This is a genomic window from Streptomyces sp. NBC_00328, from assembly GCF_036139655.1.
In the GTDB taxonomy this organism is placed as follows: Bacteria; Actinomycetota; Actinomycetes; order Streptomycetales; family Streptomycetaceae; genus Streptomyces.
Genome location: NZ_CP108013.1, coordinates 3,652,759 through 3,667,965 on the forward strand (window position 1 = coordinate 3,652,759; position 15,207 = coordinate 3,667,965).

A 15,207-nucleotide genomic window follows, 5' to 3' on the forward strand; every position below is an offset into this window, starting at 1 on the left:
GGGTCAGGACCAGCGGCCGGTGCGGGCCAGCAGCAGCGCGGTGGCCACGGTCCCGGCCGTCGAGGTGCGCAGTACGGTGCGCCCCAGGTGGAAGGTCTTCGCGCCGGCCTCGGTGAACAGCGCGACCTCTTCGGCGGAGATCCCGCCCTCGGGGCCGACCACCAGGACGATGTCCCCGGAGCCGGGCAGCGCGGCGGTCGCGAAGGGCTCGGTGCCGAGGGCGGTGTCCTCGTGGAGCACGGCGGCGAGATCGGCTTTGGCGAGAAGTGCGGCAACCTGCTTGGTCGTCATCGCGTCCGCGACCTCCGGGAAGCGCGCCCGGCGGGACTGCTTGCCGGCCTCCCGGGCGGTGGCCCGCCACTTGGAGAGCGCCTTGAGACCCCGCTCGCCCTTCCACTGCGTGATGCAGCGGGAGGCGGCCCAGGGAACGATCGCGTCGACGCCGGTCTCGGTCATGGTCTCGACGGCCAGCTCGCCCCGGTCCCCCTTGGGCAGGGCCTGGACGACCGTGATGCGCGGCTCCTCGGGGGCTTCCTCGGTGACCGTGCCCATCCGTACGATCAGCCGGTCCTTGCCCTCGGTGGCGAGGACCACGCAGTCGGCGCGGCGCCCGGCCCCGTCGGTGAGCACGACGTCCTCGCCGGTGTGCAGCCGTTTCACGGAGACGGCGTGCCGTCCCTCGGGTCCGTCGAGGACATGGCGTCCCTCGCCGTCCGTGTCGAAGTGCTCGACCAGGAACACCGGTGCCGTCATCGGGCCGCACCCTCTTCCGGGATCTCGGCGGCGGCCGACAACGCTGTCTCGGCGGCCGCGATTTCTGCGTTCAGTACCTCCACGAGCTGCCCGGCGGGCAGGTCGCGGGCCATGCGGTGGCCCTGTCCCGCCCACAGTGCCATGCCCTGCGCGTCGCCCGCCTTCGCGGCCGCCTTGCGCAGCGGCAGGGTGAGGTGGTGGACCTCCGGATAGGCGGAGGGGGCGTACGGGCCGTGCTCGCGCATGAAGCGGTTGGCCAGTGCGCGCGCCGGCCGTCCGGAGAAGGCGCGGGTGAGCTCCGTGCGTACGTACAGGGGGTCGGTCAGCGCCTGTTTGTGCACGGCGCTCGCGCCGGACTCGGGGGTGGCGAGGAAGGCGGTGCCGAGCTGGGCCGCGTTCGCGCCCGCGGCGAGGACGGCGGCGATCTGACTGCCGCGCATGATGCCGCCGGCCGCGACGACCGGGATCCCCACGGTCTCGCGGACCCGCGCGACCAGCGTGAGCAGGCCGAGGCCCGTGCCGTCCGTCTCCGGGTTGTCCCGGTGGGTGCCCTGGTGTCCGCCGGCCTCGATGCCCTGGACGACGACCGCGTCGGCGCCGGCCCGCTGCACGCCGAGGGCTTCCTCGGCCGTGGTGGCGGTGACCAGGGTGAGGGTGCCCGCGCGCCGCAGCGACTCCAGCACCTCCGGCTTCGGGACGCCGAAGTGGAAGGAGACCGCCGCCACCGGGTTGTCGAGGAGGACGGCGAGTTTCGCGTCGTAGCCGTCGTCGCGGCCGCTGTCCGGATCGCCGAGCTCGGTCTCGTACCAGGCGGCCTCGCCGGCGAGCTGGTGGGCGTACACCTCGACCGCGGCCGCGTCCGCGTGCTCGGGCTGCGGCAGGAACAGGTTGACGCCGAAGGGACGGCCGGTCAGCCCGCGCAGCTGCTTGATCTCCTGGTACATGCCGTCGGCGGTCTTGTACCCCGCCGCGAGGAAGCCGAGCCCGCCGGCCTCGGACACGGCGGCCGCGAGCTGCGGGACGGAGACTCCGCCCGCCATGGGGGCCTGCACGATCGGGTGAGGGAAGAGATCGGTCAGCGCGGAGGACATGACGGCATGTTGTCACGTCCGCCGGACAAGTCAGAAACCGGTCGCCGGTCCGAATAGTGCCTCCGACATGGAGGGCACGGGGCGTGTCCCGCCCCGTGCCCCGCCCCGTGCCCCGCTTGGGTCAGCGGCCGTTGAACGCGTCCTTCAGCCGGGAGAAGAGGCCCTGCTGACCGGGCTGGAACTGACCGGTGGGCCGCTCCTCGCCGCGCAGTATGGCGAGCTCGCGCAGCACCCGCTCCTGCTCCGCGTCGAGCTTGGTCGGCGTGGTGACCTCGACGTGCACGATGAGGTCGCCGCGGCCGCCGCCGCGCAGGTGGGTGACACCCCGGCCGTGCAGCGGGATCGACTGGCCGGACTGCGTGCCCGGACGGATGTCGACCTCCTCCATGCCGTCGAGGGTCTCCAGCGGCACCTTGGTGCCGAGGGCCGCCGCGGTCATCGGGAGGGTGACCGTGCAGTGCAGGTCGTCGCCGCGCCGCTGGAAGGTCGAGTGCGGCAGCTCGTGGATCTCGACGTACAGGTCGCCGGCGGGGCCGCCGCCGGGGCCGACCTCGCCCTCGCCCGCGAGCTGGATCCGCGTGCCGTTGTCCACACCGGCCGGGATCTTGACCGTGAGGGTGCGACGGGACCGGACCCGGCCGTCGCCCGCGCAGTCGTGGCACGGGGTCGGGACCACGGTGCCGAAGCCCTGGCACTGCGGACACGGCCGTGAGGTCATGACCTGGCCGAGGAACGACCGCGTCACCTGGGACACCTCGCCGCGGCCGCGGCACATGTCACAGGTCTGCGCGGAGGTCCCGGGCGCCGCGCCTTCGCCGTTGCAGGTGGCGCAGACGACGGCCGTGTCGACCTGGATGTCCTTCGTGGTGCCGAAGGCCGCCTCGTCGAGCTCGATCTCCAGCCGGATCATGGCGTCCTGGCCCCGGCGGGTGCGCGAGCGCGGTCCGCGCTGCGACGCCGTGCCGAAGAACGCGTCCATGATGTCCGAGAAGTTCCCGAAGCCGCCCGCGCCGAAGCCGGCGGCACCCGCGCCGCCCTGCTGGGACAGCGGGTCACCGCCGAGGTCGTAGACCTGCTTCTTCTGCGGGTCCGACAACACCTCGTACGCGGCGTTGATCTCTTTGAACCGCTCCTGCGTCTTCGGATCGGGATTGACGTCCGGATGCAGCTCGCGAGCGAGCCTCCGGAACGCCTTCTTGATCTCGTCCTGGGACGCGTCGCGGCGCACGCCGAGTACGGCGTAGTAGTCCGTGGCCACTTACGACTCCGCCAGGATCTGTCCGACGTACCGTGCCACCGCTCGTACCGCTCCCATCGTTCCCGGGTAATCCATGCGGGTCGGGCCGACCACGCCGAGTTTGGCTACTGCCTCAACGCCCGAACCGTAGCCGACGGAGACCACGGACGTGGAGTTGAGTCCCTCGTACGCGTTCTCGTGCCCGATTCGCACGGTCATGCTCGAATCCCCGGCCTCTCCAAGCAACTTGAGGAGCACGACCTGCTCCTCCAGCGCTTCGAGCACCGGCCGGATGGTGAGAGGGAAGTCATGTCCGAATCGCGTCAGATTGGCGGTACCGCCGATCATCAGCCGCTCCTCGGTCTCCTCGACGAGCGTCTCCAGCAGTGTGGAGAGCACCGTCGAGACCGTACCCCGGTCTTCCGCCTCGAAGGCGTCCGGGAGGTCCTGGACGAGCTGCGGGACGTCCGCGAAGGGGCGTCCCGCGACCCGGCTGTTGAGCCGGGCGCGCAGGTCCGCCAGCGACGTCTCACCGAACGGCGCCGGACAGTTGATCATGCGCTGTTCGACCCGGCCGGTGTCCGTGATCAGCACGAGCATCACCCGTGCGGGAGCCATGGACAGCAGCTCCACATGGCGCACGGTCGAGCGGGTCAGCGAGGGGTACTGCACGACGGCGACCTGCCGGGTGAGCTGCGCGAGCAGCCGCACGGTCCGGCCGACGACGTCGTCCAGGTCGACGGCACCGTCCAGGAAGTTCTGGATGGCGCGGCGCTCGGGCGCGGTCATCGGCTTGACGCCGGCGAGCTTGTCGACGAAGAGGCGGTAGCCCTTGTCCGTGGGGATGCGCCCGGCACTGGTGTGCGGCTGGGCGATGTACCCCTCGTCCTCCAGGACCGCCATGTCGTTGCGGACGGTCGCGGGCGAGACGCCCAGCCGGTGCCGCTCGGTGAGCGCCTTGGAGCCGACCGGCTCCTCGGTGCCCACGTAGTCCTGGACGATGGCGCGCAGCACCTCGAGCCTGCGTTCGCTGAGCATCGCGCACACCTCCAGGAGTCGACTCGGTGGCCTTCGTGGCCTTCGTGGCTTTCGTCTGGCACTCAGCGCACGCGAGTGCCAACGTTCCCCAGCTCAGTGTACGGCGGTGAGGCACGCGCCGGGCAAGGGCGGGCCTGCGATGTCGTGCACGGCACCTGGTCACCGTTAGCGTCGCCGCATGAGGCTGACTTGGGAAGGGCTCGGGTGGGAAAGGCTGGCGCCCCGGGTGGGGCGACGGCGGCTTCCGGGCTGGGACTGCACGGCCGGGCTCGTCGTCGGCGAGGGGGCGGCGCTGATGATCGACGCCGGGTCGAGCCTCGCGGAGGGCGCCGCGCTGTGCGCCGATGCGCGGGCCCTCACCGGCGGGCGTGTGACTCATATCGCGCTCACCCACCCACATTTCGACCACGTGTTCGGTGCCGCGGCGTTCGCGGGCGCCCGGATCCTCGTCGCGGACGGTTCGTCCGAGGCGTACGGGAACGGCCGCGACGAGCTGTGCGCGGACGCGGTGCGCAACGGTCTCGACCCGAGGGCGGCCGAGGAGGCGGCCGACACTCTCGTACGCCCCCGCGGCTTCGTCCGGAGCGGCTGGGACCTGGATCTCGGCGGCGGCGTCGAGGTCCGGCTGGTGCGGACGGGCGAGGGCCACACCGCCCACGACCTCGTGGCCGTCGTGCCCGGCGACCCGGCGGTGGTGTTCTGCGGCGACCTGGTCGAGGAGTCGGGCGAGCCTCAGGCGGGCCCCGACGCGGTACCGTCGCGCTGGCCCGCGGCTCTCGACCGGCTGCTCGCACTGGGCGGCGAGGACGCGCTGTACGTCCCCGGGCACGGGGCGGTCGTGGACGCCGCGTTCGTACGGACCCAACGGGACACCTTGGCGGCACGCTTCGGCACGCCGGGTTCCGGCACGGCGGATTCCGGCTGAGCGCGTCCGGTACGGCGGATTCCGGCGTGTCGTGGTGAGCGGCGCCGGGTTTCTCCTATCGTCATCCGAATGCGCCAGTACTCTCCGGACCTGACCCCGCCGTGGAAGAAGCCCCGGTCCGTGCCCGAGGTCCCGGCGGACCCGGGTCTGGTCGTCGAGGAGCCCGGCACCGGCTTCTGCGGTGCGGTGATCCGCTGCGAGGCGGGCACGGTGACCCTGGAGGACCGCTTCGGCAAGCACCGGGTGTTCCCGCTGGAACCGCGCGGCTTCCTCCTGGAGGGCAAGGCGGTGACCCTGGTCCGCCCGGCGGCCGCGGCTCCCGTACGCCCCAGCCGTACGGCCTCCGGCTCGGTGGCGGTACCCGGCGCCCGCGCCCGGGTCGCGCGCGCCGGGCGCATCTACGTCGAGGGCCGCCACGACGCCGAACTGGTCGAGCGGGTCTGGGGCGACGATCTGCGTGTCGAGGGCGTCGTCGTGGAGTACCTGGAGGGCGTCGACGACCTCCCGGCGGTCGTCGACGCGTTCGCCCCGGGCCCGGACGCCCGGCTCGGCGTCCTCGTGGACCACCTGGTCCCGGGTTCGAAGGAGTCCCGGATCGCCGAGGCGGTCACGAGCGAGCACGCCCTGGTGCTCGGCCACCCGTACATCGACGTCTGGGAGGCCGTGAAGCCGTCCTCCGTGGGCATTCCGGGCTGGCCCCGGGTCCCGCGCGGCCAGGACTGGAAGACGGGCGTGTGCCGGGCCCTGGGCTGGCCGGAGAACACCGGCGCGGCCTGGCAGCACATCCTGTCCCGGGTCCACTCCTACAGGGACCTGGAACCGGCGCTCCTGGGCCGCGTGGAGGAACTGATCGACTTCGTCACCGCGCCGGAGTGACCGGCCGGCGGCCGGTTTCGTCCGTCGGAAATCATGGCCGAGAACCGCACGGGAACAGGTGTTCAGTCCACCAGATCCCGGACGACGGCGTCCGCGAGGAGGCGGCCGCGCAGGGTGAGGACGGCGCGGCCGGCGTCGTACGGACCGGCTTCGAGGAGTCCGTCGGACAGAGCGCGACGGGAGGCGGCGAGGCCGTCGGGGCGGAGCAGGGAGAGCGGGCAGCCCTCGCGCAGCCGCAGTTCGAGGAGGATCCGCTCGACCCGGCGGTCCTCGTCGGAGAGGAGTTCACGCCCCGCGCCCGGCGAGCGGCCCGAGGCCAGCGCGGCCGCGTACGCCCCCGGATGTTTCACGTTCCACCAGCGAACGCCGCCGACGTGGCTGTGCGCGCCGGGGCCCGCTCCCCACCAGTCGGCGCCGCGCCAGTACAGCTCGTTGTGCAGACAGCGGCTGTCCGACGAGCCTGCGGTGGCCCAGTTCGACACCTCGTACCAGTCGAAGCCCGCCGCCGACATCACCTCGTCCGCGATGAGATAGCGGTCCGCGTGCACGTCGTCGTCCGTCATGGGGACCTCACCGCGGCGGATCCGGCGCGCGAGCTGGGTGCCCTCCTCGACGATGAGCGCGTACGCGGAGATGTGGTCGGGACCGGCGCCGAGGGCCGCTTCGAGCGACGCCCGCCAGTCGTCGTCCGACTCCCCCGGTGTCCCGTAGATCAGATCAAGGTTCACATGTGCGAAGCCGGCCGCGCGGGCCTCGGCGACACAGGCCTCGGGGCGGCCCGGGGTGTGCGTGCGGTCGAGCACCTTCAGGACGTGCTGCCGGGCGCTCTGCATGCCGAAGGAGATCCGGTTGAAGCCGCCGGCGCGCAGGGTCGCGAGGTACTCCGGGTCCACGGACTCGGGGTTCGCCTCCGTCGTGATCTCGGCGTCGTCCGCGAGCCCGAACTCGTCCCGGATCGCGCCCAGCATCCGTACGAGATCGTCGGCGGCCAGCAGCGTGGGCGTACCGCCTCCGACGAACACCGTGCGGACCGGGCGGGGGTCGTCGCCGAGGACCTTGCGGGCGAGGCGGATCTCGTCGGTCAGGGTGTCCGCGTAGTTGTCGCGGGAGGCGAGCACGCCCCCGCTGCCGCGCAGCTCGGTCGCCGTGTAGGTGTTGAAGTCGCAGTAGCCGCAGCGGGTCGCGCAGTACGGCACGTGGAGGTAGAACCCGAGGGGCCGATCGGCCGCCCCGTCCAGGGCGTGCGCGGGCAGCGCCCCGTCGTCGGGGACGGGCTCACCGTCGGGAAGTGCGGAAGGCATGCGTTCCATTGTCCAGCACGGCCGGGGTGGACACGTCCGGCGCGGGCGGGGGGCTTGCCGGGCGGGGGCGGGGGACACGTCCGGCGCGGGTGAGGGGCGTGCCCGCACCGGAGCGGGAGTCGGCCACCGCACACGTCTGAGGGGCGCGGGCAGGGCACTGCACACGGCCTGACGGGGTCCGGAGTCCCCGGGCCGCGGCGGGCCCGCTAGTCGGCCTGCAGCACCAGCAGGGCCATGTCGTCCTCCGGCGGGCGGCTGCCGAACGCGTGCACCAGCCCGCGGATCCGTTCCGCGATCATCTCGGCGTTCAGGCCGGTGCAGCCCGCGAGGGCGTGCGCGAGACCGTCGTCGTCGTCGAACTGACGGGACCCGTCGCGCCGCTCCGTCACGCCGTCGGTGACGCACAGGAGGCTGTCCCCGGGGTAAAGCTCGAAGGACTCGGAGGCGTACTGGGGGTCCTCGAAGACGCCGAGCAGGGTCTGCGGCCGGGCCATCTCCCGTACACCGCCGTCGGGGCTCAGCAGCAGCGGCAGCGGATGCCCCGCCGAGGCGAGGGTGCAGCGCACTCCGCCGTCGAAGGGGACCAGCTCGCCGTAGAGCATGGACAGGAAGCGCGTCTGCGGGCCGAGGTCGGTGCCGAGCCCGGGTCCGCCCGCGGCCACGAGGGCGCGGGCCGCCGCGTCCGCGGCCTCCGTCGCGTCGTCGAGGAGGAGCTGGTTGAGACGGTCGAGGACGTCCGCGACGTCGTAGCCCTCCCGCGCCAGCAGCCGCAGCCAGGGCCGCGCCAGGCCGATCACGACGGCGGCCTCGGGCCCCTTGCCCTGGACGTCACCGACCGCGAAGCACCAGCGCCCGTCGCCCGCCGGGAACACGTCGTAGAAGTCACCGCTCGGCCCGCCCTTGTCGAGCGGCTCGTAGACGAGGGCGCTGCGCACCCCGGGGATCTCGGCGACCGCGCCCGGCAGCAGCCCGCGCTGCAGGACCCGGCTGATGGTGGCCTGGCGCGCGTACTGGCGGGCCGCTCCGATGGCCAGGGCGATACGGCGGCTGAGGTCCTCGACCAGTCCGGTGACCTCGTCGGGGAAGTCGGGCGGTCCGGCCCGCCCGATGACGAGCGTGCCCAGCGGCCGACCGCCCGCGATCAGCCGGTACGCCAGTGCCGCCCCGCTCGCCCCGCGGGCGCCCAGTGCCTCGCCGGGCCAGGGCACCGGGACGGCTCGGGAGCGCACCGCGTCGGGCAGCCGGGGCGGGTCCTTCTCCAGGGCCTGGCGCAGTCCCTCGATGAGGTTCTCGCTGCCGTGCCAGACGCGGGCGAGGCGGGGACCGAGGGCCAGACCGAGGCCGCCGGCCCGGTCGGTGGCCTCGTCCTCCAGCCATACGGCGCACCAGTCGGCGAGGCGCGGGACGAGGAGCTGACCGGCCAGCGCGGCGACCAGGTCCTCGTCGAGCTGTCCGGCGAGCAGGTCGGAGGCCTCGGCGAGAAAGGAGAGGGCTCCCCGGTCGAGCCAGTCGTGGCCCGACCCGGTGCTCCGGTTCGCCCCCGGGGCGGACAGGGCGCGGTACGGCTCGGCGCCGGCCCCCGGCCCGTATCCGGGGAGCGGCCCCTCGGCGTACGCGGCCGCCCCGGCCCCGGTCGGCTCCGAGTCCTCCGCCGCGCCGGTGAGCCCGTCGGCCCCTGCGAACCCGCTCGTTCCCGCGAGCCCGTCGGCGTCCCCGAATCCCCCCGGACCGGCAGGACCGCCCGCGGCCGCGAATGCCCCGGGCCCGGAAAGGCCGTCGTCGTCCGCGAACCCGCCCGGTCCGGCGAGTCCGCTCACGTCGTCGAAGCGGCCCGGCCGGCGCGGGTCGTCGGCGTCCGCGAAGACGCCCGCACCCGGCGGAGCGCCGGCGGCCCCGTCGACCAGCAGCCTCGACCACACCGTCTTGACGCCCGGACGATAGGTGATGCCCCAGGCCTCGGAGAGCGCGGAGACCAGGCGCAGGCCCCGCCCGTACTCCGGTGTCCCGTAAGCCGGTTCGGCACCGTCCTCCCGTATGGCCCGCGAGGGATGCCGGTCGGAGACCTCGACGACCAGCGGTCCGGGCGGGCCGTCGGCCGGGCACTCCAGGCGGCACAGCAGCTCGACGTCGGTGCCCGCGTGCACGACGGCGTTGGTGACCAGCTCGCTGACCACCACGGCCGCGTCGCCGGTGAGCCGGTCGTCGATGATCTCGGTGCCGGGCAGGGCCAGTTCGGCCCAGCTCAGGAGTGTGTCGCGGAGGAATCGGCGCGCGGCCGCGGGGGCGAGCGGAGTGCCGGGCAACGATGTACGTGACACGACGTCCCGGCCGGCGGGGTGGTGCGCGAGCGCCTCCGGTGCGCATGGCGTGGACTCCCGTTGCGTCGGAATGGCCCCCACTGTGCGGCTCCCTGGGCAGTTCGGACGAAGACACCTCGGACGATGCGGCCAGGGTGACAGACTGGCGGCGCTCATAAGCGCCGAGTCACCGAAGTGGACCGGCATGAGTGAGAACAGTGGTATGGATGTGCTCGAAGACGGACAGAATCGAGCATCCGATCCGCGTCCACCGCCCGCCGCGACGACGGCGACACGGGGCGGCGACACGGCACGGCCACTTCTGCACGGCGGCTTCGGCACGGCGCCCGGGGCGGGTCATGGACCGGTCGCCGGACCGCGAGGCACCGAGAAACCACGGACCGAGTGAGGCACCGTCATCATGAGCGCCGAGACGACGACCGACGAGGGAGCGAGCATCCTCCTGGTCGACGACATGGAGGACAACCTGGTCGCGCTGGAGGCCGTCCTGCGTTCCCTCAACGAGCCGCTGGTGCGCGCGTGTTCGGGCGAGGAGGCGATGAAGGCGCTGCTGCGTCAGCGGTTCGCGGTCGTCCTGCTCGACATCCGGATGCCGGGCATGGACGGATTCGAGACGGCCGCGAACATCAAGCGGCTCGACCAGACCAAGGACGTGCCCATCATCTTCCTGACGGGCACGGACGCCGACGCGGGCTACGCCTTCCGCGGGTACGCGACGGGTGCCGCCGACTATCTGGCGAAGCCGTTCGACCCGTGGGTCCTGCGCGCCAAGGGCAGCGTCTTTCTCGACCTGCACCGCAAGAACCGTCAGCTGGAGTGTCTGCTCGCCCGCGAGCAGGACCAGTTCGACGAACTCGCCGCCCGCCTCAGGAGGATGGACACGCACCTGTCGGCTGGCGCCGCCCCGGACGTACCCGAACTCCGCGACCAGCTACGGCGGATGGACGAACTGCTGAGCAGCATGCGGCACGGGCGGGAAGACGGATAGGAGAGACCGCGCGGGACTCCGACGGGAGCGGGGACGCGCGGGAGCTCCGCCGCTCGGTCGCGGAGAGGTCCTGCGCGCCCCCGCCCCGTACGGGCGATGGCCGATGGCCCGGGCTACGCCTCGCGTGAGCCCGCGTACATCTCGTCGATCAGGTGCTTGTACGCCTTCTCGACGACCGGGCGCTTCAGCTTGAGGCTCGGGGTGATCTCGCCGTGCTCGACGTCCAGGTCGCGGGGCAGCAGACGGAACTTCTTGATGGTCTGCCAGCGCTGCAGGCCCGCGTTGAGCTCCTTCACGTAGCCCTCGACGAGGGCGACCGTGGCGGGCGCCGCGACGACGTCCGCGTACGACTTGCCCCCCAGGCCGTTGTCCTTGGCCCAGTCGAGGATGGACGGCTCGTCGAGGGAGATGAGCGCGGTGCAGAAGTTCCGGTCGGCGCCGTGCACGAGGATGTTGGAGACGTACGGGCAGACGGCCTTGAACTGGCCCTCGACCTCGGCGGGGGCGATGTACTTGCCGCCCGAGGTCTTGATGAGGTCCTTCTTGCGGTCGGTGATCTTCAGATAGCCGTCCACGGACAGCTCGCCGATGTCTCCGGTGTGGAACCAGCCGTCGGCCTCCAGGACCTCGGCGGTCTTCTCGGGCAGCCCGTGGTAGCCCTCCATGATGCCGGGGCCGCGCAGCAGGATCTCGCCGTCGTCCGCGATACGCACCTCGGTGCCGGGCACCGGCTTGCCGACCGTGCCGGTGCGGTAGGCCTCGCCCGGGTTCACGAAGGAGGCGGCGGAGGACTCGGTGAGTCCGTAGCCCTCCAGGATGTGGATGCCGGCGCCGGCGAAGAAGTAGCCGATCTCCGGCGCGAGCGCGGCGGAGCCTGAGATGCAGGCACGCAGGTTGCCGCCGAAGGCCTCGCGGATCTTGGCGTAGACGAGCGCGTCGGCGACCTTGTGCTTGGCGCCGAGCGCGAACGGCACCGAGGCCGAACCCGTGCGGCGGAAGTTGTCCTGGCTCGCCTTCGCGTACTCCCGGGAGACCTCGGCGGCCCACTGGAAGATCTTGTACTTGGCGCCGCCGCCGGCCCGCGCCTTCGCGGCGACCCCGTTGTAGACCTTCTCGAAGATGCGCGGCACGGCCGCCATGTACGTCGGCTGCACCACCGGAAGGTTCTCGATGATCTTGTCCACGCGGCCGTCGACGGCGGTGACGTGCCCGACCTCGATCTGGCCGGAGGTCAGGACCTTGCCGAAGACGTGCGCGAGCGGGAGCCACAGGTACTGGACGTCCGCCTGGCTGACCAGGCCGGTCGCGGCGATCGCCTTGGCCATGTACGACCAGTTGTCCTGCGGCAGCCGGACGCCCTTGGGGCGGCCCGTGGTGCCGGAGGTGTAGATGAGGGTCGCGAGCTGGTCGGCGGTGATCGCGCCGACACGCTCCTTGATCAGCTCGGGGTGCTTCTCCAGGTACGCGGAGCCGCGCGCCTCCAGCTCGGCGAGCGTCAGGACCCAGTCCTCGGTCTCCACGCCCTCCGCGTCGATGACCACGACGTGCGTGAGCTCGGGGAGCTCGGCGCGCTTCTCCCGGGCCTTGGCGAGCTGGGCCGCGTCCTCCGCGATGAGGATCCTGCTCGCGGAGTCGGAGAGGATGAACGCCGACTCCTCGGCGTTGGTCTGCGGATACACGGTCGTGGTGGCCGCGCCCGCGCAGAGGATGCCGAGGTCGGCCAGGATCCACTCGACGCGGGTCGAGGAGGCGAGCGCGACGCGCTGCTCCGGCTGGACGCCGAGTTCGATCAGCCCGGCGGCGATGGCGTAGACCCGCTCTGCGGCCTGCGCCCAGGTCAGCGACTTCCAGGTGTCCGGCCCGTCACCCGCGGCCGGTACCGGGTAGCGGTATGCCTCGGCGTCGGGTGTGGCCGCCACGCGCTCCAGGAAGAGTGCGGCGACGGACGGCGGACGGTTCTCGATCAGGGTCTGTGTGTCGCTCACGACATCCTCCGGGGCCCGCGGCAGTGCGGCTGGCTCAATTGCGGCTGTTGTTTAACTCGCGAGTAACTACCGAGCAGAGATCAGACTAGAGCGCGTCCGGCCGGTGCGTAAGAGGCGGCGGCCGGTCACTTCCCGGTCACTTCCCGCAGGACACACCCCTGAGACAAGCACAGGGCCCGTCGCGCCGAAGCGCGACGGGCCCTGAAAAACCGGGATTCGGCGTGACTACTTCTTGCCCTTGGCCGCGGGGCCGCTGTCGTCGCTGGACAGCACGGCGATGAAGGCCTCTTGCGGAACCTCCACAGAGCCCACCATCTTCATCCGCTTCTTGCCTTCCTTCTGCTTCTCCAGCAGCTTCCGCTTACGGGAGATGTCACCGCCGTAGCACTTGGCGAGGACGTCCTTGCGGATGGCTCGGATGGTCTCGCGGGCGATGACCCGGGAGCCGATGGCCGCCTGGATGGGCACCTCGAAGGCCTGCCGCGGGATCAGCTCGCGCAGCTTGGCGACCAGCCGGACCCCGTACGCGTACGCCTGGTCCTTGTGCGTGACCGCCGAGAAGGCGTCGACCTTGTCGCCGTGCAGCAGGATGTCGACCTTGACCAGGCTGGAGGTCTGCTCGCCGGTGGGCTCGTAGTCCAGCGAGGCGTAACCCCGGGTCTTGGACTTCAGCTGGTCGAAGAAGTCGAAGACGATCTCCGCGAGCGGCAGGGTGTAGCGGATCTCGACCCGGTCCTCGGAGAGGTAGTCCATGCCGAGCAGGGTGCCGCGCCGGGTCTGGCACAGCTCCATAATCGCGCCGATGAACTCCGAGGGCGCGAGGATGGTCGCCCGCACGACAGGCTCGTAGACCTTGTCGATCTTGCCCTCGGGGAACTCGCTCGGGTTGGTGACGATGTGCTCGCTGCGGTCCTCCATCTCGACGCGGTAGACCACGTTCGGGGCGGTCGCGATGAGGTCGAGGCCGAACTCGCGCTCCAGCCGCTCACGGATCACGTCGAGGTGCAGCAGCCCGAGGAAACCGACGCGGAAGCCGAAGCCCAGCGCCGCCGACGTCTCCGGCTCGTACACCAGCGCGGCGTCGTTGAGCTGGAGCTTGTCCAGGGCGTCACGCAGCTCGGGGTAGTCGGACCCGTCCAGCGGATACAGGCCCGAGAAGACCATGGGCTTGGGGTCCTTGTACCCGCCGAGCGCCTCGGTCGCGCCCTTGTGCAGGGTGGTGATCGTGTCACCGACCTTGGACTGACGGACGTCCTTCACGCCGGTGATGATGTAACCCACCTCGCCGACACCGAGCCCGTCGGCCGCCTTCATCTCGGGGGCCGAGACACCGATCTCCAACAGCTCGTGGGTCGCGCCGGTGGACATCATCCGGATGCGCTCACGCTTGTTGAGCTGCCCGTCGATGACACGTACGTACGTCACGACACCGCGGTACGAGTCGTAGACCGAGTCGAAGATCATCGCGCGGGCGGGGGCGTCCTGGACGCCGACCGGGGCGGGGATCTCGGCGACGACCTTGTCGAGCAGCGCCTCGACGCCCAGACCCGTCTTGGCGGAGACCTTGAGAACGTCCTCGGGGTCGCAGCCGATGAGGTTGGCGAGCTCCTCGGAGAACTTCTCCGGCTGGGCGGCCGGCAGGTCGATCTTGTTCAGTACGGGGATGATCTTGAGGTCGTTCTCCATCGCCAGGTAGAGGTTGGCGAGAGTCTGCGCCTCGATGCCCTGGGCCGCGTCGACGAGCAGGACCGTGCCCTCACAGGCCGCGAGCGACCGGGACACCTCGTACGTGAAGTCGACGTGCCCGGGGGTGTCGATCATGTTGAGGATGTGGGTCCTGCCCGGGTCCTCGGTCGACGCCCAGGGCAGCCGGACCGCCTGGGACTTGATCGTGATGCCGCGCTCGCGCTCGATGTCCATACGGTCGAGGTACTGAGCACGCATCTGCCGCGCGTCGACCACCCCCGTCAGCTGGAGCATGCGGTCGGCGAGCGTGGACTTGCCGTGGTCGATGTGCGCGATGATGCAGAAATTGCGGATCAGAGCCGGGTCGGTACGGCTCGGCTCGGGCACATTGTTAGGGGTCGCGGGCACGCAGGGTCCTGTCTCTTGAGGCGCCTGTCGCCTCGGGTCGGATCGATACGTAGGTTCCATGGTCCCACGCGCGGCGGGCTGCGACCGGTTCGGGCCGCGTGAGCGGGACGGCGGCGGCCGGCCCGAAGGCCGTGACCAGGGCATCGGCGACCGGTGTCCGGGCCGGGGTCGCAAGGCCGGTTTGGGCCGGTCGTGCGGGGACTGGTAGCCTGGGTGGCTGTGTCTCGTGCCCTCTCTGCAGGAGACGCACCCAAGAAAATCAAACGGCGAGTGAGACGTGCTGTCTCGCGCGCCTGAACCTGTAAAGGCTCATTCGTGGCGAACATCAAGTCCCAGATCAAGCGGATCAAGACCAACGAGAAGGCGCGGCTGCGCAACAAGGCCGTCAAGTCCTCTCTGAAGACCGCGATCCGCAAGGCCCGCGAGGCGTCTGCCGCGGGTGACGTCGAGAAGGCCACCGAGTACACGCGCGCCGCGTCGCGCGCCCTCGACAAGGCCGTCTCGAAGGGCGTCATCCACAAGAACCAGGCCGCCAACAAGAAGTCGGCGCTTGCTTCGAAGGTCGCCGCGCTCAAGGGCTGAGTCGGCTGAGCTCTCCGGG

General features: G+C 71.5%; 12 protein-coding genes. 4 read left to right on the forward strand and 8 right to left on the reverse strand.

Annotated elements, in window-relative coordinates; translation table 11 throughout:
* Positions 1-3: 3 nt before the first annotated feature.
* From OG485_RS16030 to hrcA, 4 genes are all read right to left on the reverse strand, one after another.
* Positions 4-753, reverse strand: a complete 750-nt coding sequence (locus OG485_RS16030; RefSeq protein WP_328668991.1) for a 16S rRNA (uracil(1498)-N(3))-methyltransferase — start codon at positions 751-753, stop codon at positions 4-6.
* Positions 750-1,844 (reverse strand): nitronate monooxygenase, encoded by a 1,095-nt coding sequence (locus OG485_RS16035; RefSeq protein ID WP_328668992.1) that lies wholly within the window; start codon positions 1,842-1,844, stop codon positions 750-752. The genes OG485_RS16030 and OG485_RS16035 overlap by 4 nt, the downstream gene beginning before the upstream one ends.
* Before the next feature lie 121 nt (positions 1,845-1,965).
* Positions 1,966-3,102 carry a molecular chaperone DnaJ gene (dnaJ, locus tag OG485_RS16040; protein WP_328668994.1) on the reverse strand — a complete coding sequence of 379 codons (1,137 nt, stop codon included), beginning with the start codon at positions 3,100-3,102 and terminating at the stop codon, positions 1,966-1,968.
* On the reverse strand, positions 3,103-4,119 hold the full coding sequence (hrcA, locus tag OG485_RS16045) for a heat-inducible transcriptional repressor HrcA (protein ID WP_326787891.1): 1,017 nt from the start codon (positions 4,117-4,119) through the stop codon (positions 3,103-3,105). It abuts the gene before it with no gap.
* A 178-nt stretch (positions 4,120-4,297) separates the two neighbouring features.
* On the opposite strand from hrcA, the gene OG485_RS16050 reads away from it, so the two are divergent.
* Complete coding sequence (locus tag OG485_RS16050) at positions 4,298-5,044, forward strand: MBL fold metallo-hydrolase (RefSeq protein ID WP_328668996.1); 747 nt, start codon at positions 4,298-4,300, stop codon at positions 5,042-5,044.
* A 69-nt stretch (positions 5,045-5,113) separates the two neighbouring features.
* Complete coding sequence (locus OG485_RS16055) at positions 5,114-5,920, forward strand: DUF3097 domain-containing protein (protein ID WP_328668998.1); 807 nt, start codon at positions 5,114-5,116, stop codon at positions 5,918-5,920.
* A 62-nt stretch (positions 5,921-5,982) separates the two neighbouring features.
* Here the strand turns inward: OG485_RS16055 and hemW are convergent, their stop codons facing one another.
* The gene (gene hemW / locus OG485_RS16060) at positions 5,983-7,221 is read right to left on the reverse strand and encodes a radical SAM family heme chaperone HemW (protein WP_328669000.1); all 1,239 of its coding nucleotides are present in this window, start codon (positions 7,219-7,221) and stop codon (positions 5,983-5,985) included.
* 206 nt (positions 7,222-7,427) lie between these two features.
* Positions 7,428-9,524, reverse strand: a complete 2,097-nt coding sequence (locus OG485_RS16065; RefSeq protein WP_328669002.1) for a SpoIIE family protein phosphatase — start codon at positions 9,522-9,524, stop codon at positions 7,428-7,430.
* Positions 9,525-9,939: 415 nt separating this feature from the next.
* On the opposite strand from OG485_RS16065, the gene OG485_RS16070 reads away from it, so the two are divergent.
* Positions 9,940-10,527: a response regulator gene (locus OG485_RS16070; protein WP_328669004.1), complete on the forward strand. Its 588-nt coding sequence runs from the start codon at positions 9,940-9,942 to the stop codon at positions 10,525-10,527.
* A gap of 113 nt (positions 10,528-10,640) precedes the next feature.
* Here the strand turns inward: OG485_RS16070 and OG485_RS16075 are convergent, their stop codons facing one another.
* Both OG485_RS16075 and lepA read right to left on the reverse strand, forming a co-directional pair.
* Complete coding sequence (locus OG485_RS16075; protein WP_328669006.1) at positions 10,641-12,512, reverse strand: AMP-dependent synthetase/ligase; 1,872 nt, start codon at positions 12,510-12,512, stop codon at positions 10,641-10,643.
* A 225-nt stretch (positions 12,513-12,737) separates the two neighbouring features.
* On the reverse strand, positions 12,738-14,606 hold the full coding sequence (gene lepA / locus OG485_RS16080) for a translation elongation factor 4 (RefSeq protein ID WP_328669007.1): 1,869 nt from the start codon (positions 14,604-14,606) through the stop codon (positions 12,738-12,740).
* Positions 14,607-14,921: 315 nt separating this feature from the next.
* Between lepA and rpsT the strand changes: the two genes are divergently transcribed.
* On the forward strand, positions 14,922-15,188 hold the full coding sequence (gene rpsT / locus OG485_RS16085) for a 30S ribosomal protein S20 (protein ID WP_261702665.1): 267 nt from the start codon (positions 14,922-14,924) through the stop codon (positions 15,186-15,188).
* Positions 15,189-15,207: the final 19 nt, after the last annotated feature.